13 protein-coding genes are annotated in these 20,716 nt (G+C 43.1%); 7 read left to right on the forward strand and 6 right to left on the reverse strand.

Annotation, left to right across the window (positions count from 1 at the left end; translation table 11 throughout):
- Positions 1–40: 40 nt before the first annotated feature.
- Positions 41–1,209 (reverse strand): IS3 family transposase gene (locus H5181_RS10345; RefSeq protein ID WP_404948502.1). Its coding sequence is split into 2 segments (ribosomal slippage): positions 41–957 and positions 957–1,209, totalling 1,170 coding nucleotides; the frame shifts between segments, so codons are not numbered across the junction.
- 100 nt (positions 1,210–1,309) lie between these two features.
- On the reverse strand, positions 1,310–2,623 hold the full coding sequence (locus H5181_RS10350; protein WP_182750960.1) for an amidohydrolase family protein: 1,314 nt from the start codon (positions 2,621–2,623) through the stop codon (positions 1,310–1,312).
- A gap of 139 nt (positions 2,624–2,762) precedes the next feature.
- On the opposite strand from H5181_RS10350, the gene H5181_RS10355 reads away from it, so the two are divergent.
- The 4 genes from H5181_RS10355 (at position 2,763) to H5181_RS10370 (ending at position 9,284) form a co-directional block, all read left to right on the forward strand.
- Positions 2,763–3,728 carry a 2-dehydropantoate 2-reductase gene (locus H5181_RS10355; protein WP_182750961.1) on the forward strand — a complete coding sequence of 322 codons (966 nt, stop codon included), beginning with the start codon at positions 2,763–2,765 and terminating at the stop codon, positions 3,726–3,728.
- A 205-nt stretch (positions 3,729–3,933) separates the two neighbouring features.
- On the forward strand, positions 3,934–7,227 hold the full coding sequence (locus H5181_RS10360; RefSeq protein WP_182750962.1) for a winged helix-turn-helix domain-containing protein: 3,294 nt from the start codon (positions 3,934–3,936) through the stop codon (positions 7,225–7,227).
- 23 nt (positions 7,228–7,250) lie between these two features.
- Complete coding sequence (locus H5181_RS10365) at positions 7,251–7,622, forward strand: DP-EP family protein (protein ID WP_162022418.1); 372 nt, start codon at positions 7,251–7,253, stop codon at positions 7,620–7,622.
- 540 nt (positions 7,623–8,162) lie between these two features.
- Positions 8,163–9,284 carry a sensor domain-containing diguanylate cyclase gene (locus H5181_RS10370; protein WP_180957078.1) on the forward strand — a complete coding sequence of 374 codons (1,122 nt, stop codon included), beginning with the start codon at positions 8,163–8,165 and terminating at the stop codon, positions 9,282–9,284.
- A gap of 205 nt (positions 9,285–9,489) precedes the next feature.
- Here the strand turns inward: H5181_RS10370 and H5181_RS10375 are convergent, their stop codons facing one another.
- Both H5181_RS10375 and H5181_RS10380 read right to left on the reverse strand, forming a co-directional pair.
- The gene (locus tag H5181_RS10375) at positions 9,490–10,383 is read right to left on the reverse strand and encodes a bile acid:sodium symporter family protein (RefSeq protein WP_182750963.1); all 894 of its coding nucleotides are present in this window, start codon (positions 10,381–10,383) and stop codon (positions 9,490–9,492) included.
- A 136-nt stretch (positions 10,384–10,519) separates the two neighbouring features.
- Positions 10,520–11,326, reverse strand: coding sequence for a class II aldolase/adducin family protein (locus H5181_RS10380; protein ID WP_404948503.1), 807 nt, complete (start codon positions 11,324–11,326; stop codon positions 10,520–10,522).
- A 100-nt stretch (positions 11,327–11,426) separates the two neighbouring features.
- Between H5181_RS10380 and H5181_RS10385 the strand changes: the two genes are divergently transcribed.
- The 3 genes from H5181_RS10385 to fdhF all read left to right on the forward strand — a co-directional run bounded on the left by H5181_RS10385 (position 11,427) and on the right by fdhF (position 17,865).
- Positions 11,427–12,332, forward strand: a complete 906-nt coding sequence (locus H5181_RS10385) for a LysR family transcriptional regulator (RefSeq protein ID WP_182750965.1) — start codon at positions 11,427–11,429, stop codon at positions 12,330–12,332.
- Positions 12,333–12,489: 157 nt separating this feature from the next.
- Entirely contained in the window at positions 12,490–13,206 is a 717-nt protein-coding gene (locus H5181_RS10390) for an oxidative stress defense protein (protein WP_182750966.1), read from the forward strand.
- Positions 13,207–13,647: 441 nt separating this feature from the next.
- The gene (fdhF, locus tag H5181_RS10395; RefSeq protein WP_182750967.1) at positions 13,648–17,865 is read left to right on the forward strand and encodes a formate dehydrogenase subunit alpha; all 4,218 of its coding nucleotides are present in this window, start codon (positions 13,648–13,650) and stop codon (positions 17,863–17,865) included.
- Positions 17,866–18,033: 168 nt separating this feature from the next.
- On the opposite strand, the gene H5181_RS10400 is transcribed toward fdhF, so the two are convergent.
- Together H5181_RS10400 and H5181_RS10405 are read right to left on the reverse strand one after the other, a co-directional pair.
- The gene (locus tag H5181_RS10400; RefSeq protein WP_182751009.1) at positions 18,034–18,888 is read right to left on the reverse strand and encodes a universal stress protein; all 855 of its coding nucleotides are present in this window, start codon (positions 18,886–18,888) and stop codon (positions 18,034–18,036) included.
- 32 nt (positions 18,889–18,920) lie between these two features.
- Positions 18,921–20,411, reverse strand: coding sequence for a SulP family inorganic anion transporter (locus H5181_RS10405; RefSeq protein ID WP_011636268.1), 1,491 nt, complete (start codon positions 20,409–20,411; stop codon positions 18,921–18,923).
- Positions 20,412–20,716 lie beyond the last annotated feature (305 nt).

The raw sequence follows: 20,716 nt of genomic DNA on the forward strand, positions 1-20,716 counted from the left end.
TGACCTGGTCAACTGAATTAGGTCACCCTAGTTAAGTTCGTTAAGCGACTTCTTTTATCTGCTTATCCATACGCTCAAATTCATTGGGACTTTGGTAGTCAAGGTATGAATGCATTCGTTGGCTGTTGTACCACATGGTGATGTAATTCATGACATCTTGCTGGGCAGCATAACGCGTTTGATAGTTTCGCCAGTGAACCCGTTCCTGTTTCAAGCTGCCAAAAAAGCTTTCTGCTACTGCATTATCCCAACAACATCCTTTTTTACTCATACTGCCTACAAATCCATGTGTTCTCAGTATTCGTCTATATTGATGACTCGCATATTGAACACCTTGATCTGAATGTATTATCAAGCCCGCTTTAGGTTTTCTTTGCCAGATGGCCATTGTTAGCGCATCACAAACAAGTTGCGCTTTCATTCTGCTACCCATGCTCCAGCCGACCACTTTACGGGAATAGAGATCGATTACGACGGCTAAATACAGCCATCCCTCTGAAGTCCATATATACGTAATATCTTGCACCCACGCTTGATTGGCGCTCTGAAAATCAAAATTCTGTTTGAGTTCATTATCGTATATTGGCTTATTGTGTTCACTATTCGTCGTTGCTTTATACTTTTTCTTGTAGCGCACCCAAACGTTTGCCTCTTTCATCAATTGTGCTGTTTTCCTGCGCCCGACAGGATAATCAAGCGTATTTAATGCTTTTTGAATTCGCCTTTCGCCATAGGTATTATCGCTAAACTCAGCAATATTCTTTACCCACTGGAGCAACTCTTGATGCTCTGTATCAACAGACTTTTGTGGTTTTCGCTTTTGATAACTGTAGTAGTTATTGTTTTTTACACCCAACACGCGACACATTACTATCACAGGCCAGATCTTCTTATTTTGGGCAATAAACGTGTATTTTACTTCGTTTCTTTGGCAAAGAAGACCGTCGCTTTTTTTAATATTTCACGCTCCATTTCTAGGCGTTTGACTTGTGCTTTTAGTTGACGAATTTCCTGCTGCTCAGGTGTTAGCTTGCCGTTTCCTCTGAATGCATGACCATCATCATTTTCGGATTCTTTTATCCAGCGACCGAGGAGCTGAGCACTCACTTCTAGATTTCTTGAAGCTTCAGCAATGCTATAATTTTGCTCTCTTACCAGCGCAATGGCATCAAGCTTAAACTCTTTTGAATAGGTTTTACGTTTAGTCATTTCAATCTCCAGTTAAATCAATTATGTCTTAACTGGGTTAGTCGTATCAATTAAACCACGTCATATTGTCGATACCACTGACTTAAAGTAATAAATAACATTAACGCTTATAAATAACTCCGTTCTTCATCACAAATGATACATCTAACAGCGCTTTAATTTGCTCAAGAGGACTTTTCTGCATCGCAATAATGTCGGCATATTTTCCAACCTGCAGCGTGCCAAGCTTATCTGCCATATCAATCAGTTTTGCCGAATTAATCGTTGCACTGATTAAAATATCCTCATTGCTCATACCGGCTTCGCTCATCAATACTGCTTCTTTAGCATTGTCACCATGATGTGACACTCCACTGTCGGTACCATAAGCAATGTTAACCCCAGCTTTATAAGCCGCACTGAAGTTGTTCATCATGTCACCACCAACACGTATTGCTTTAGCTTTAATGGCTGGAGACATAAAGTCAGCCCCTGCGGTATTAGCCATTTTCACTACCGTGTCGCCCGCCAACAATGTTGGCACTAAAAACGCGCCACTTTTCTTCATTAATTTAATACTTTCTTTATCGGCGTAACTGCCATGTTCAATACTGTCGACGCCGGCGCGCAACGCTGCATTAATGCCTTGGGCAGCATGGGCATGGCTGGCCACTTTACGGCCTAAAGCATGCGCAGTATCAATAACTTCCTTAAGTTCGTCATCGTCCATTTGCTGACCAGTACCCGTATTGATGTCAGATAACACTCCTCCGGTAGAGGTGATTTTAATCACATCAGCGCCAAACTTAATCGCCCGACGAGTCGCGCGGCGGCAATCATAAGGTCCGTCACAAATAGTCTTAGAGGTAAATTTATCAAGTAAATCAGGGCTCATGCCATCAACATCACCATGACCTCCCGTTACCGACACGCCACCAGATGCAATAATTCTCGGGCCATCAACCCAGCCTTTATTAATGCCGTCGCGTAATGCATAAATCTGTTCCGGTTTCGCGCCTAAGTCTCGTACCGTTGTGAAACCTGCTAACAAGGTTTTCTTGGCAAAATAAGCACTGTGCATCGCCACGTCAGCATCCGACATTCGCAAAACCTCGCTATCATTATTTGGCCCTAACTCACCCTGTAAATGAACATGCATATCCATCAGCCCTGGCATAACAAAGCTGTTTTTTAAATCAATAATCTCAATATTGTCATTCTCGTCCACCACCGGTGCAGACTGATAGCCTGAAGTGATAGAAGTGATAACCCCATCTTTTATCACTACAGTTTGCTGAGTTAAAGGAGACTCACCTGGCGTAGTTAATAATGTACCAGCATAAATAACGTTAATATCGGCAGCCTCTACCGCCGTAGATGCCATCGTTAATCCGAATACCGCTAAGGCGATAGTGGTAATAGTATTATTATTCATGGAAACTCTTTTTTTAATTTTAATTGGTTAAGTTTTCTACACTGCCAAAAATGCTGTTATGTTACAAGAGAGTAAAATATCGTGTTACATAACGATTAAAAAATCGTTTCGTCATTAACAAACAGTGAATGAATATAGAATGAATATTGCAATTTTTGGCGCGGGTTCAACAGGCTGTTATTTAGCGGGTCAGTTATGTATATCAGAGTTACAAGTCAGCTTAATTTGTCGCCCAGCAATTAAGCAAAAAATCATCGCCAATAACGGCATTACCTTGACCGATTATAACAGCTTTAAACAAACTATTATGCCGCAAGCGTTGATCACCGATATCAACCAAGAATCGTCAATCAATGGCAAATTTGATGTAGTATTCGTCACCTTAAAATGTCATCAAGTTAGCAGTATTGCCAATCAATTAATGGCGATTACTCACGACAACAGCAGCATTATATTTATGCAAAATGGCTTAGGCAGTTTTGACAGCATTAAAGACTCGCTCGATCATTACAGCTTACTCCAAGGGATCACGCCATTTAATGTGCTGCAACTGCCCAATGCTGTGTTTCACAAAGGCACAGAGGGTGTGTTTACCTTGCAAGCAAACCCTCATACCATCGCAATTCAATCCGCACTGGTTAACCACGGATTTGGTTGCGACATTGAAGCAGACTTTACCCCGATGATTTACGGAAAATTACTGTTAAATCTCAATAATGCGTTAAATGCGGTCACCGACTTGCCAATTAAACAGCAATTAAGTCATTACAAAAATCGCCGAATATTGGCTAAAGCAATGAAAGAGTGGTTAACGGTATGCGAGGCGGCAGATATCCAATTACATCAATACACCAAGGTTAAACCCTCCTGTTTACCCACCATTTTATCGTTGCCAAATGTACTCTTTACTGTTTTAGCTAAACAGATGCTCGACATCGATCCCAAAGCACGCTCATCAATGTGGGAAGACATTCAAGCAAAACGAAAAACGGAAGTTGATTACATCAATGGCGCGGTGGTCAGTATTGGCAAAAAATATGGTATAAAAACGCCGGTCAATCAAGCGATAGTAGAACAAATAAAACAGCTAGAACAACGACATTAACCAAATGCCGTACGCGATATCGATGTCGAGAAAAATGTAAATTTATTGTAAGATTTTACAACAACAATACAATTGACGTAATCGCACGATACAATAAAACAAGCAGAAGTAGTGCGCCCAAAGATGGCTCTCAATAAAAGTCATCGTGACGTAATCTTTATTGCTTATAACTTAACGCGATTAACCAATCGGAAATTAATTACAGATGAATGACAGCACTTTCTTTTTTGGCGATTGGCAAATTAATCCACAAAGTAATAGCGTTCAGTCTGGCGATGTTATTCGCAGTCTTGAACCCAAAGCCATGGATGTGTTGCGTTTACTGTGCCAACACCAAGGGGAAGTGCTAGCAGCAGACGATATTATTAACCACTGCTGGAACAGCATCGCCATTGGTGATAATCCGCTGCATAAAGTCATTACCCAGCTGCGTAAAGCATTAGGCGATCAAGCATCTAATCCGCAGTACATAGAAACCATCCGCAAACGCGGTTATCGCACCATTGCCAGTATTGAATTCCCTGTAGGTCACCATGCCAAAGCCGTAACCCAACAATGGCAAGGCGCCTCGCCTTTTCCGGGTTTACGCGTATTTGACACCAACGACTCCAACGTATTTTTTGGCCGAAGCGAGCAAGTTGACACCTTATTAAATCGCATCACTAAACAAGTTGAATTTGGCCGAGCCTTCTGTTTAATCCTCGGCCCCAGCGGTACAGGTAAATCATCGTTAATTAATGCCGGTATCATGCCGAATTTAATGTCAAAAAATGGCTTTAACGGGGTTGGCGTAATCGATAATGCCAACTTAGATTTAGCCGATGTCACTAAAGGCAGGTTAATTATCGATATCGCCAGTGCGATGCTCGACTGGGAAATCAATGACCAAGCGGTGTTTACCGACTGCAGTGCCGATATGCTGGCAAACAAACTGCAAAACGACATCAAAACCGTTATTGAATATTGTCAGCTAGCTTTAGCCAAATACTCATCAATCGATGATGACAATGCCCCCAAATACAGTCGGCCCCATTTTTCATTGTTTATCGACCGTTTAGAAATCTTATTAGCCTCGCCATTATTTACCGAATCCGAACGTAACAATGTATTAGATATCCTCGAAACGCTTGCGGTTTCAGGGGTAGTATTAATTATTAGTGCTTGCCGCAATGACTTTTACCCTCAGGTTGTTAGCCACCCAAGCCTAATGGCAGGCAAAGCCAATGGCTCACATTTCGATTTATCCGCGCCAACCCGAGCAGAGCTGATGCAAATGATCCGCTTACCGGCCAATGCAGCTAACCTCACATGGACACTCGATCCCGATACGGCAATGCCGTTGGACGAAATACTTTGCAGTGAAGCCGCCTCAAACCCCGATGCACTGCCCATGTTGCAATACACCTTGCAATCACTGTATTTAAACAAAGATGACAACAATCAATTATTGGTGTCGGTATACCATTCGCTTGGGGGGATTGAAGGCGCCATCGGTAAAAATGCTGAAGAAGTGCTCAACCAATTAAACAACAGCGAACGCGCCGCACTGCCTAAAATACTGTCGATGTTAGTCACCCTAACCGAAGATGAAAAATCAATCACCAGCAGTACCGCCCGCTGGAGCGATCTCACTAACGATGCCGAAATAAACCTCGTCAAAGCCATGGTCGATAACCGTTTGTTTGTTTCCCATCTGCAACAAGATCAAGCCTGCTTTAGTATTGCCCACGAAGCGCTATTAAGGCGCTGGCCCCGCGCGACCCAATGGATAACCGAACACAAGGACAGTTTAGCTATTAAAAGCCGTTTACAGCATCAATCCAACCGCTGGCTAGCGGAGTCAAAAAGTAGTGCTTATTTGCTGGCAGAAGGTAAACCATTGGCAGAAGCAAGCACATTGCTCAATAACCAATTGTTTAACCTAGAGCCTCAAGAGCTGGCACTCATTCAAGCCTCTAGCAAACAAGCCAACATCGGACGCTGGCGCCGCCGCGCAGTCATGCTAGCCCTTGTGACACTGACATTGATTTCTGTCGCCATGAGTGTTCGCAGCATTGAGGCCGAAACCCAGGCACAACAAAAACGCCTAGCGGCAGAAAACTTACTCGGTTTTATGGTCGGTGAATTCGCCGACAAAATGCGCGGTATTGGCCGCATGGACTTGCTCGATGGTATCAGTAATAAAGCATTAGAATATTTCAGTGACGTTTCCGCCGACGATGCCAGCTATTTAAGCTTTGAAGCCCAGTTTCAACACAGCCAAACCTTAGAGGCCATGGGCGAAGTGGCCTATTCTCGCGGCAATACCGACGAAGCCCACAGCGCCTTAATCGCCGCCCGTGAGCGCATGCTGCCGTTACTCGAAATACAACCCCAAAACCTCAACTTACTTAAAACCTTAGGCGCCAATGCTTTTTGGCTCGGCAGGCTTGAATACGATAAAAGTGATTGGGCAGCAACGCAGCCTTGGTTTGAACAATATTTAACATACAGCCAAGCCATGTATCAATTCGCGCCAGACGATAACGATGCGTTAATGGAGTTGTCGTACGCACAAAACTCTCTTGGCTCGATACACATGAAGCAGCAAAACTTTGCTGCTGCACGAGAGGCATTTGAGCAATCATTACAGTTAAAACAAAAAGCACTAGTTCAAGACCCAAGTAATAGCAAAATGATTGCTGATGTGGCCAATGCACAATCATGGATTGCCAGTGCAGCCACCGCCCAAGGCGACATTACCGCGGCGATACAAATACACCAACAAATTCAACAGCAGTTGGCCAATCAAGCTTTAGAAAAGCAGCCTTATTTACTTGAACGATTATCGAGTAGTTATGGTCTGCTGGCTAAATTATTAAACTATCAAGGCAAACATCAGGAAGTATTTTCAACTGCCGAACTCCGTTTAGCTACTATTACCAAGGCCTTTAAACAAGACCCTCAAAATGATATTTTGAAAATCCAACAATATTATGCTTACTTTGATATGTTGACATATAGTTCGATACCTATTGAAAACACTATGGGTCAGAGTATTAACTCTTTGGCGGCTATGCTTGAAACCGATGCGACTTTAACAACTTCTAATAAAAAGAACGAGTTATGGGCTAAATATCAGCTGGCAGCTGCAAATTATTTAGCATCACAAGGACAGTTACAAAAAAGCCTACTTTTTGCGCGTCAGGCAATAACCTCGTTTAATCAATTAATCACCGAGTTTCACCAAAATACGGCTTACACTGCCGATTTAGCTGAAAGTACCATTCTTACAGCCATTTTGATGAAATCTATAGAACCATCACAGCAAGTTAATGTTCAGTGTAAACAGACTAAAAACCAACTGGCACTGATTATAGATAACAACAGCGACCCTAAGTATACGATTCCCTATGCTAAAGCACTCGACTGCTTAGGCGAATTGAATAAGTATCCTGACTTGTTACAACTGTTAGATAAATCGGCAATAACCAATTATAGATTTACCCCTAAACCCTAAACCAACAAAAAATGGAAAATATAATGTCAACAACTCAAGATACAACATTTTTTAATCTCACCGTCACCCTAGAAAACGGCGAGCCGTTTTTCAGTTATACCAATCACGATGGCACCCCTAAAAGCGGTGATGTTATTATTACTAAAAACTGTACCATCACGTACCAACTTATTGATCAAACGGGCAAAGGACTTAGATTTGTTGGCGCGGCTTTTATTACCCCATTTGACGGCATTATTGATGCCGTAAGCATCTGCAACAATGGCAGCTTGATACACTTAACCGATTTAGATGAAGTAGCAGGCAATACCAGTTTTCAGTTTGTGTTGTCGAACACCAGCAATACCTTATTGGTACTCAGCCCAGATCCTGAAGTTGTTAATCACCCAGACTAAATATTCGATGAGTTGAATATGACGAAAGCTCAGGCTTGCCCTGAGCTTTTATGCTGAACCACAGAGCAACATTAATCAATAACATAACCATTGCTAAAACGACTTGTGTTATCCAGTAGCATAACCCGAGGTTGGACTTACCTTTTACCCGTTAACCGAACTCAAAAACCAATCATTTCTCAACAGACCGATGAGCAAACGCCTGTAAAATAACGGTCTCGCTACCTCCCAATAACGGCTCAACATCTGTCAACGATGCAACCAAATACAGCTGCACAACAAGCTATTTAAGCTAAGAACACTATCGATTTTAGTGAGACAAATCCTAAAAACCAGCAACAAAATCAGCTTGTATCCAAGGTACATGCAATAGAGTCAACTCAATCACAACAAATTCACACAATAAATAGCAACTTTAAACAGTTTAAAATCAACAACTTAAAAGCAGAAGGTTACCGAAAGGTAAATAAGCCTTATTCCTAATAAAGTGTTTGACATCAACAAGGGGTTACCAATACCAAACGCTTAAGGGAATGCACCATGTTTACCAATGATAAATTAACAGAACTCAATGCCACGATTTCTCGTGTGACTAAATTAACAGACTCATTTGCTAAATTTCCCCGTTCAATAAAAATACCATTGCGTCTTGATGATGAAATCCTATCCGACTCATCATTTACGGATGTCGCTTTTGATGCCACTTCAGCAAGTCATAATGGCAAAATGGCAGTAGCAGATAACCTACAAATTAGCACCTTGCTCAATGTGATCACGGCGATTTCAGAAGCGATTTTTGTGATTAACTCTGCCGGTGTGATTGAGATGATCAATCCGTTAGGCGCTAAATTATTCGGTGCCCCAGCCGAAATGTTAATAGGTCAAACTTGGACCGATTATCTACAAAGCCCTTTTAAAGATGAGTATCAATCTTTATTTTCCTTGTGGAATAGCGCCAGCGATGAAGCCAATAAAGTGACTCAGTTTAATCATGGTCCTAAAGAAATTATTATTAATCGCGCCGACAGCACGTTACTCGAAGCAGACTTATCATTGTCATGTTTACCGTCGATGCAGATAGGATCTGAGCCGTTATTTATAGGCATCATGCATAATCTCACTACGCATAAAGCCGAGTACAACAAACTGCGCCACTTAGCCCATACAGACAAATTAACCGGCCTTGCCAACCGTCACGCTTTTGATGATGCCCTGCAAACCAACTGGAACGACAGTATTAACCACGACCAACCGCTGTGTTTAATCATTATCGATGTCGATTATTTTAAAATGTTTAATGACCAGTATGGTCATGTTAACGGTGATAAATGTTTGCAAAAAATTGCTCAAGTACTGGCAGAGGTGCTCCCGTCTAACAATGCGATGGCAGCCCGTTATGGTGGTGAAGAGTTTGTGGTCATTCTGCCCAACAGTAATCCGTTAACAGCAGAATACATTGCCAAAAATATTCAACGTCGTATTAACCAGTTAAGCTTTACCGATATAGGGTTACCTGCACAAACCAAAATCAGTGTCAGCCAGGGCATTGCCTGTGAACGAAGTGGCCAATACCGCACGCCAACCGCACTGGTTTGCGCAGCAGACACAGCACTTTACCGTGCCAAATCAACTGGCCGTAACCGCATCAATATGAGTAGCTAAGAACGAATGTGAGAAAACCGCTTAATAACAGGTTTAATGAGTGGCTATAACGCGGTTTAGATTGGTTAGTTAAATAAAGTGATACTCGGTTGCAGTGTTAAAGTTCACCGAGCATTTAGGTACTGGCAAGGCCTACACCGAAGTGAAGACCAGCAGCAATAATCGTTAATGTAGATGTTAGTGTTAAGTTAGAACTAGCACGAGGCTAATGTGAGTCAGTAGGTTGAATGACAGAATTACGATTGGAATTGCTGTAACTGGCATAAAGAACCAATAACCCTGCGCCCAAATACATGGTTAAACTGTATACTCCAGCTACCACAGCATAACTGGGCATATGCAGTAAACTGATGCAAATAAGCATTGCCATAGTGGAGTTTTGTAAACCTATTTCAATGGCCAACGTTAGACTATCTTTATGGCTTAATTTGAATAGTTTGGCAGTAATTACGCCCACCATCATGGCAAGCAAATTTAACAACATGCACGCAATAAACACCTCGTTAAAAGCGTCGCTGATAATGTCACGTTCTTGAATCACCACCCCTGTAATCATCAACAATAAAAACACTAATGCAAAGCGCCTAAAATACACCTCCACTTTAACAGCCCAATCGCGATAATAACGCCGCACAATCATGCCAAACATAATCGGTAGCAAGGTAATCACCAATAAACCTAATGAAATACTGCTTAATGACACTTCAATATCATGGCTATCACTAAAATAGCTAACCGCAAATTGGATGATAAACGGTGCGGTAAAAACACATACAATACGACTCAGTGCAGTCAAACTCACCGACAAAGCCAAATTAGCCTTAGCAAGATGACTTACAACATTTGAGGTTGTGCCACCGGGGCAGGCAGCCAAAATCATTAACCCTATCGACATCGCTGGCGATAAGTCCATCAACAAACAAAGAGTAAAAGCCAACAAGGGCAACACGATAATTTGGCCAATAAAGCCGCCAATAATCGGCATTGGAGTTTGCCATAAACGTAAAAAATCAAATTGAGTTAAACTTAAGCCCATGCCAAACATAATGAAGGCGAGCGACAATGGCAGCAGTATTTCGGTAATAATCGAACCTGTCATAGGGAGTTGCATCCTTGCTCGCTAAGCAGACTTAGCGAGTATCATAAGCATCAGTACAGAATACGTTCTTGCGAAATATAGCTGCATGAATACGGTTTTATCAAAATCAAACCGCCCTTTGGCATCGTTAACAGGCTTAATCTAAAAAGCTGTTATCTTGCGCCAACATGACCTGATACAAGGGTTGAAAATTACCCCATGTCACTAAATCTGAGCCATTAATTTGGCGAGTTTTAGTCGCAATTTCATGGCCAATCAATTTAAGTTCACCCGCCGCCTGTGCCAATAACTGGCTATGGCAGCAACTGTCTAACATGACAAAATTAGCCGTTGCCGCATCAACAGACTTACCGACAGTGAGTAAGCCATGGTTTTGTAAGATAACCGCAGCATGACCTTGTAGCGCCTCAGCAATCATATCGCCTTCAGATAAATCGGCGACCACGCCGGTAAAAGTGTCAAACACACTGTGGTTTTCATAAAACATGCATGCATCTTGAGAGATAGGTTTAAGTAACTCACCTAGTGATGAAAATGCACGACCATAAGTAGTATGGGCATGGGCCACTGCGTTGACATCTGGGCGCGCATGGTGAATACGCGAATGAATCGCAAATGCGGCATTATTGATTGGGTGCTTGCCCTCCAAAATATTGCCTTTATGATCAACTCGCACTAAATCTGATGCTTTAATTTTAGAAAAATGCACCGCTAATGGATTAACCCAAAATGACTCAGGATCAATACAATCACGCAAGGTAATGTGCCCCGCTAATCCTTCGTCGAATCGGTAATGGGCAAATACCCTAAATGCCGCGGCTAAGTGCTGTTTTTCATATTGTTGTTGCTGTTGTTTGTTATCAAATTTTGGTGGTAGTGGCATTGGATATTTATCTGTGCCAATGGTCATTTTTTGAATTTGCTGTGCTTGAGTGTCATTTATTGCGGTCATGTTGAGTCTGCTTTTATTGGTTTAGTTTGACTTTAATTTAACCAAGCCTAAAATAAATTCAAATGATACTAAATCATAGATAACTATTAATATGCTGCATAGTAAGATTGATTTAAACTTATTCCTCATTATGAGCACGGTATATCAGCACGGCAGCATTACTGCTGCGGCGAGTAAGCTACACCTTACACAACCCGCTGTGAGTCATGCTATAGCTCGCTTACGCGACAAATTTAACGACCCATTATTTGTCCGTCATGGTCGTAAAATGGTACCGACAGCACTGTGCCAAAAAATGATTCCCGACGTGCAACAAGCGCTGCTGTTACTCAATAATACTGTTAGCCAGCCCGCTACATTTGACATACAGCAACACAAACGTGAGATAAAACTAGGATTAAGAGACATATTAGAGTCAATGTTCTTTCCTATTCTTATGCCCGATTTACTCAATAACACCCCCAACATCACCTTAAACAGTCGTCAAATTAAACGCACTGAACTTGAGCCGTCGCTGGCGCAGCAAAGTTTAGATATCGTTATCGATGTACTGATGCCAACCCATAAAGATATTTGCAACACTCTAATATGCAGCGAACGATTTTCATTAGTGTGTCGCCAAAACCATCCGATTTTACAGCAGCTCACCCTCGCTAATTATGCCGCCGCATCTCATGCATTAGTGAGCTTAAAAGACTTCAACATCGACACCGTCGACATGGCGCTCGCCCATCAAGGCGTTAGCCGCAATATTGCATTACGTTGCGAGCATTACTTTGCCGCCATCAGCGTCATCTGCCAATCAGATTTGATCATGACCATGCCAAACACCTACGCCATGTTGTTACAACAAACCATGCCAATTGTAGTGTCGCCACTCCCCTTTGAGGTGCCAGAACTGGCGGTACACATGTATTGGCATCAACAAGCCCAAGACGATCCGGTAAATCAATGGATCAGAAACAAACTGCTTAATATCTCAGCACAGTTGTTTTAGCACTATTGAAAATAGGTAATAAACAACGAGAAATAAATAAACCGTAAACATAAGCAAAAATAAAAACCCTTTTTTATATTTGCACCGTTTACACTCATAACAGACCCACTTTACCTGTGTGAAAACAGTATTTAGCTAACCATTAGCGGAGTTATCAATGAACAAAATATTACTCACAAGCATCATTTCAGCTTCATTATTTACCTTAACCGCCACCAGCAGTTTATCGACAGTGCAAGCGGCCGAGCTCAGTTTTGCTCATATTGAAACAGTGGGAACAAGCACCATTGAAGCTGTAGCAGACATGGCTATTATCAATGTTCAAGTATCTATAGAAGCCGATAGCGCTAAAGCAGCTAAAGACAAAGCCGACGAAGCCGTCAGCCAATTTATGCAACGATTACTCAAGGCTGGAGTCGACAAAAAACACATTCAAAGTGCTAACTTACAACTTAATCCGCAATATATGTATGTGCAAAATGAACCGCGTAAACTCACGGGTTATAACGCTAGCCGTCAAATGACCATTACCGTAATTGACCTTAACAGCTTAAATGAATTACTCGACAGCGCTTTGGTTGAAGGGATTAATAACGTTAATAATATCGAACTAAAGTCGAGCCAAGAAACCAAAATCATTGCTCAAGCTCGCCAAGCCGCGATTGATGATGCCAAGCAAAAAGCTCAATCTTTAGCAAAAGGCTTTGGTGAACAAATTGCTGGGGTATGGCAAGTAAGATACTTTCCGCAACAAGCCAATCAGCCAGAAATGTACCGCGCCAGCATGAAAATGAATGCCGATGTAGCGCAAACCTATCAACAAGGCCAAGTCGCGATTAGCGACAGAGTGGAAGTGGTTTTTAGATTGAAGTAACAATAAACAAGCGGGTTGAATATCATTTACTCAGCCTGCTTTTTTGTAACAGCAATGGTTTTAACAGCAATGGTTGCAACAGTAATGAATCCTCTCATCACAACCAACTGTCCACAATCGTGAACAATGACAACAAATCATCACTCTCCTAGCAATAATTACGAGATAAAACCACAAGTAGTTAAATGTTTATTATAACATTAATATAAAATACACATTTAATCGCAATAAAAATGATCTAAGTCACATCTGAAAATCACTCCTCAAATTAAACTTGATACATAGACTGTGGATGCCAGAGCAAGGTTATCAGCTTAATCTGCCATTGCTGACATTAACCCCATTTTAGGTTTAGTTGTTTATCCCTATTGACGCCCTACTCGTCCCATCCTCAAAGGCATTAGACTTTGCCCGTGACTCAAAAAATGAAAAGGCTTTGCAATGATTGATATCACTATCGACGGAACAACACTTTCGCTTCCTAAAGCTGACAGCTTGTTAAAGGCAGCAAAAAACGCCGGTATTAACATCCCTAGCTTATGTGATTATTCTCATCGCCAAGAGAGACAACACTGCAATTTGTGCCAAGTACAAATCAAAAACCATGATGGTAGTTTACGATGTGTTCGCGCCTGTGAAACACCGCTAGAAACTGGTTTAGAGGTCATTACTCAGTCGAGCCACTTAAGCCATCTTCGTCAACAAGCACTCAAAGATATTCTGAGTGATCACTTTGCGGATTGTGAAGCACCTTGCCAAACTGCCTGTCCTGCCGGCGTTGACGTGCAATCGTATCTGTATCATATCGGCAGAGGCGATCATAAAGAAGCCGTCAAAGTCATCAAGCAAACCTTACCTTTACCTTTGTCTATTGGCCGTGTTTGCCCCGCTTTTTGTGAAGCCCAGTGTCGCCGCGGACTGGTAGATGAACCTGTGGCGATTCGTCAATTAAAACGTCATGCAGCAGACTTAGATTTACAAGATGCAGAGTCTTATGTTCCTCCAAAAGCACCAGCCACCAACAAGCGCATTGCCATTATCGGCAGTGGCCCTGCAGGATTAACCGCGGGTTATTATTTGTCTAATAATGGCCACGATGTGACCATTATGGAGTCGGCTCCTAAAGCTGGAGGCTGGTTACGTTACGGTATTCCTGAGTACCGCTTACCTAAAGATATACTCGATAAAGAGATCGAACTGCTCACCCGCAACGGACTTAAAATTGAAACGGGAGTTGAACTGGGTCGTGATACCAATTTAACCGAATTAGTGGCCAATTATGATGCGGTTTGCCTCGCGATTGGGGCGCAAAAAGCCGTGCCAATGAATTACCCTGGCAGTGATTTAATCGGCTGTTATTTAGGTGTGGACTATTTGCGTGATTATTGTACGGAAAAAAAATTCATTACAGGCAAAAAAGTGGCCGTCATTGGTGGCGGTAACACTGCGATTGATTGCGCCCGTACCGCTGTGCGCGATGGCGCTGATGTGACCTTAATTTATCGTCGTAGCCGTGATGAAATGCCAGCTGAGCCCTATGAAATACATGAAGCAGAAGAGGAAGGGGTTAAATTTCATTTTCTCACCAATCCACTGGAAAACCACAGCGATGACCAAGGCCGGGTTAAATCCGTCACCTTTGCTAAAATGGCGCTCGGCGAGCCCGATGAATCTGGTCGCCGCTCTCCCAAAGCGACTGGAGAAACCTTTGAAGAAACATTCGACACCGTAATACCTGCGGTATCTCAACAAGTGGATTTAGCCTTTTTAGACCAGCCAGAAAATCAAATAGACACTGGTCATATTGCCCTCACCCGCTGGCATACCTTCCTTGGCTGCGAGCAAACCATGTCTGCAGGGGTAGAAAAACTATTTGTTATCGGTGACTCCCGCACTGGCCCTGGTACTGCTGTTGGTGCGGTAGCAGATGGCCGAAAAGCCGCTGAAGCCATTGAAGGATTGTTAACTGAAGGCTTAACTTGTCATTTAGAACCTAGACTATTTAACTCACGAAAGGCCAACAAAACAGCCTCGTTATCTGCTGAGATATACCCAGAGACAGCCAAGCGTCGCCGCTTAAAAATGCCAGAGCTAAACCAGCTCAATCGAGCGCTTAACTTTGCCGAGGTAGAACTAGGATTCATTCCCGATGAGGCAATGAAAGAAGCGATGCGCTGTTTGGAGTGCGCTTGCCAAGCCAATACCGATTGTAAATTACGCGATTATGCCACCGAATATAAAGTCGACGGAAAAACACTGGATCAAACTCAGGCGCGTAAATTTAAAGTCGATAACAGTGCGCCTTTTATTACTTTCGATGCTAATCGCTGTATCAGTTGCGCCGCTTGTATTGATGCTTGCCATCAACAAAGTGGTCATAACGTTATCAGCTTTGAAGCCAATAGTTATCAAGCACTACCCGATGCTACAACAGCAGGCATTAGCCGCAACGCCCCTCGAGTTGGCTTTACTGCGTCGATGAATGACAGCGATTGTGTGCAATGCGGTAACTGTGTTCAAGTTTGCCCTACTGGCGCTTTGGTTGATGCCCGCGATAAAATCCAAGGTAGCGACAGAGCGTTAATCAAAACCTCAACCGTGTGCACATATTGTGGCGTTGGTTGCCGGGTTGAACTGCATGTCGACCAGGACAAAAATCATGTAATGCGAGTATCTGGCGATACTCAATCAGTGGTCAATGAAGGCATGTTATGTGTTAAAGGGCGCTCTGGTTTTGATTTTTTAAACAGCCCTAAACGCCTTACAACGCCATTAATTCGCAAAAATGGTCAGCTGCAACCCGCCTCTTGGTCTGAAGCCATTAGTTATATAGCACAGCAACTGCAACCGATTAAAGATGCCGCTGGGCCAAGCAAGTTTGCTGCATTGTCTTCTGCTAAATGCACCAATGAAGAAAACTATTTAATGCAAAAGTTCACCCGTAGCATTATGGGCACCAACAGCATTGATCACTGCGCACGATTATGTCATTCATCGTCTGTCGCAGGGCTATCCGATACCATTGGCGGCGGGGCCATGACCAATGATATTCCCAGCATTAAAGACTCAGATGTGATTTTCATCATCGGCTCCGATACCACCAGCGCCCACCCTATTATCGCCTCGCATATTAAACGAGCCGTTAGCCAACACGGCGCGCGCTTAATTGTCGCGGACCCAAAGAGAACGGCTATTGCAGACAGTGCCCATTTATATGTATCACATAAACCTGGCACAGATGTGATGCTACTCAATGCCATCATGCAGCAAATTATCATCAATAACTGGCAAGACATGCACTACATCAATAGCCGTATTGAAGACTATGAATTGCTCAAACAAGAAGTGATGAAACCCGATTACAGCTTAGCCAATGCAGCCCTAATAACTGGCGTGAGTGCCGAAGACATTGCCACTATGGCAAAAATGATCGGCACCGCGAGCAAAACCGCCTTGTATTATGCTATGGGGATTACTCAACATACCTCAGGTTACGACAACGTTGTGTCCACCTCCAACTTGCAATTGCTGTGTGGCAATATTGGCGTAACAGGCGCCGGACTAAACCCACTGCGCGGCCAAAGTAATGTTCAAGGCGCTTGTGATATGGGCGCGTTACCCAATTATTATCCCGGTTACCAAAAAATCAATCCGACTAATAACGCTAAATTTGCCAAAGCTTGGGGCAATACATCGCTAAATTCAGACATAGGATTAGCAGCAACTGAAATCATGCAGGCGATTGTCAAAGGTAAACTCGATGCTCTGTATGTTTTGGGAGAAAACCCAGTGCTAAGCGATCCGGACCAAGCTCACGTAATCGCTGCACTATCTAAAATTAAATTTATGCTGGTGCAAGATATCTTTTTAACCGAAACCGCGCAGATGGCCCATGTGGTACTCCCCGCAACCGCCTTTGCAGAAAAAGATGGCCATTTCACCAATACAGAACGTCGGGTACAACAATTACGTGTTGCGTTAACCCCTCCGGGGGATGCGATTGTAGACTGGAAAATTATCCAAATGATTGCCAACAGCCTTGATGCTAATTGGAATTACCACAGCACCAAAGATATTTGGCAAGAAATTAACCACGTCACCCCGCAATATCAAGGCCTTACCTGGCAACGACTTGAACATAAGGTAGATGGTTTACAGTGGCCATGCTTTGATGAAAACCATCCTGGCACACCGATTTTGCATACCGAAACATTTTTACGCGGTAAAGGCAGAATGATGCCAGTGAGTTATCGACTACCTGCCGAAATGCCCGATAGCGAATATCCATTAACCCTTTCAACAGGCCGTTTACTGGAACAATTCCATACTGGCACTATGACGCGCAAAACCCCGGAACTGGATATTAAAGGCTCGCCCAGAGTAATGATTTCGGTTTTTGATGCCGAGCAATTGGGAGTCAATAACGGTGATATGTTGAAACTGAGTACTCGCCGCGGAGAAATAGACATAGCCGCCTTTGTGACTAAGCGGGCTCAGGTAGGGGTATTATTTTTACCATTCCACTTTGCCGAAGCAGCAGCCAATAAGCTGACCATTAATGCATTGGATCCCATTGCAAAAATTCCAGAATATAAGGTGTGTGCTGTTAAAGCAGAAAAGTCACTGCTGCCAAGGGGCGCTACGCTGCTAGGTCGCTAGGTCGCTGCGCGGCTAGATCCTATAAAATCAAGAATCTAGCCTCTAGCAAGACGCAAGTCCGCCCTAGCAGCGAAGCGATCCTAGCAGGACGTAAGTCCGCCCTAGCAGCGAAGCGATCCTAGCAGGACGTAGTCCACCCTAGCAGCGAAGCGACGCTAGTCTTTTTGCTTAGCGTAACAATAACAATGGGATGTGGCTTTTACTGATCATCCGTGTCGTGTTACTACCAACAAAAAACTCACGAATACGTGAATGACCATAAGCACCCATTACCATTAAATCAATTTGGTGTGCTAGCTGGTAAGCCTCTAGAGCAGTTTGCACTTCGCCCTGACAAACCGCAGTTGTTACCTCAAAACCAGCTTCAGTAAGAGAGTCTGCAACCGAGGTCAATTCGGTTTGCGCTTGAGACTGATTGTCAGACACCATCACTAAATGACATTCGAGCCCTTTAAGTAGTGGGCTGCTAATCACTCGTTCAAGCACTGTTTTCGAGGTGGCGCTGCCATCATAAGCGATCATAAAACGGCTTGGCATTGCAAACTCCGGCATCACCACTAAAATCGGCTGCTTAAGCGTGCGAATAACACTTTCTAAATGACTGCCAATCGCTTGCGCTTGATCTTGATGCTGCTCACCTTGACGACCAATAACCACTAGTCTGGCATCAGCTTCTTGCTCAAGCAGCGTTTCCACTAAATCGCCATGGCGTTGCAGTGTTTGCACCGCCACAGAAGGTTGCGCCGCTACAATGCTCGTTTGAGCATCTTGTAGCATATATTTACCTTGTTCGAGCGCGAGTTTACTCATGCGCCCTTCAAGTTCAACCATCTCAGCAAGTAAATGCTCTCGGCTACCAAGGCCAATATTTCCCGACAGATTTAACTCTGTAGGATAGGCAGACTTATCCAATACATGTAATAACGTCACAGGGGCGTTCAACTGCATAGCCGCCCACCCACTAGCATCAGATACCGCGCGTGTTGCTTTTGAACCGTCGATACAGGCAATCACATTTGTCATCATTATTATCCTTTTATGGTGTTGCTATGGGCTTAGTGACCTGACATCATTTTTTCAACGTCTTCGGGTTTATCATGCACACCAAATTTATCCACAATGGTAGCGCTGGCTTCGTTAAGACCAATTAACTCAACTTCAGTACCCTCGCGGCGGAATTTAATCACCACTTTATCGAGCGCCGATACCGCAGTAATATCCCAAAAATGCGCCAAAGATAAATCAATAGTGACTTTTTCAACCACTTCTCTGAAATCAAATGAGTTGCTGAACTTATCTGCTGAGGCAAAAAAGACTTGGCCAACAATTTGATAATGACGGCCGGCTTCTGCGGTGGTGTCGGTGCTTTTAACCACCATAAAACGACCCACTTTATTAGCAAAGAATAACGAGGCAAGTAACACACCTACAAATACCCCAATCGCTAAATTATGGGTAGCAACAACCACAACAACTGTGGCGACCATCACAAGATTGGTCGATAAAGGATGATGTTTAAGATTACGAATAGAATCCCAAGAGAAGGTTCCAATAGACACCATGATCATCACGGCAACGAGTGCAGCCATAGGGATCATTTTTAACCAATCACCTAAAAACACGATCAAAATAAGCAAAAACAAACCGGCAGAGAAGGTCGACAAACGCCCACGCCCGCCTGATTTAACGTTGATAATAGATTGACCAATCATGGCACAACCTGCCATGCCGCCCATTAAACCAGCACCGATATTAGCAATACCTTGGCCTTTACATTCGCGGTTTTTATCACTTGGCGTATCGGTTAAATCATCAACAATAGTCGCTGTCATCATTGATTCCAATAAACCAACAACAGCAAGACCAGCTGAATAAGGGAAGATGATCATTAACGTTTCAAGGGTTAATGGCACTTCTGGCCAAAGGAAGATTGGTAACGTATCAGGAAGTTGTCCCATGTCGCCTACGGTACGGATGTCTAATCCCATGTAAACCGCAAAAATGGTTAAGCCGACAATACAAATTAAAGGTGACGGCAACGATTTACCAATAACAGGGATTAATGGGAATAAATAAATAATCCCCAGTCCTGCTGCGGTCATGGCATACACATGCCATGTCACATTAGTAAGCTCTGGCAACTGCGCCATAAAAATTAAAATGGCGAGTGCGTTCACAAAGCCAGTCACCACCGAACGCGAGACAAAACGCATCAAACTGCCAAGCTTTAAGTAACCTGCTGCAATTTGAAATATGCCGGTCAATAACGTTGCGGCTAATAAATACTCAAGACCATGCTCTTTAACTAAGGTCACCATCAATAGCGCCATAGCACCAGTGGCCGCAGAGATCATTCCAGGACGTCCACCCGTAAACGCGATGACCACAGCGATACAGAATGAAGCGTACAAACCCACTTTTGGATCAACCCCAGCAATAATAGAAAAGGCAATCGCCTCAGGAATTAACGCTAGCGCGACGACTATACCTGCTAACAGATCTCCACGGATGTTGGAAAACCATTCTTTTTTCATGTTTTGTATCATGTATTTTACTCTGTTTTAATGTTAGCCAATATGCCAATAACATATGTTAACGCCTGATATATCAGCGTGCGTCAGCGGTGAAATTAACTCATTAATGCGACAAAATGATATTGGATAGTGATATACAACAAAAACTACCAACATGGCAGCAATTACGGACGGATCTTAACGATCCAAATAGGGAGGGAAAACTAATGCGGCTTAATATTCATTATGGAAAAACGACCTCGGCAATATGTGTAAATTAGGCTTAAAATTTATTAAACGCGCAGTGCATAAAAATGCAGCGGCAAGTATAAAGGGTT

This window comes from Shewanella sp. SG44-2, assembly GCF_014164215.1.
Lineage (GTDB): Bacteria > Pseudomonadota > Gammaproteobacteria > Enterobacterales > Shewanellaceae > Shewanella > Shewanella frigidimarina.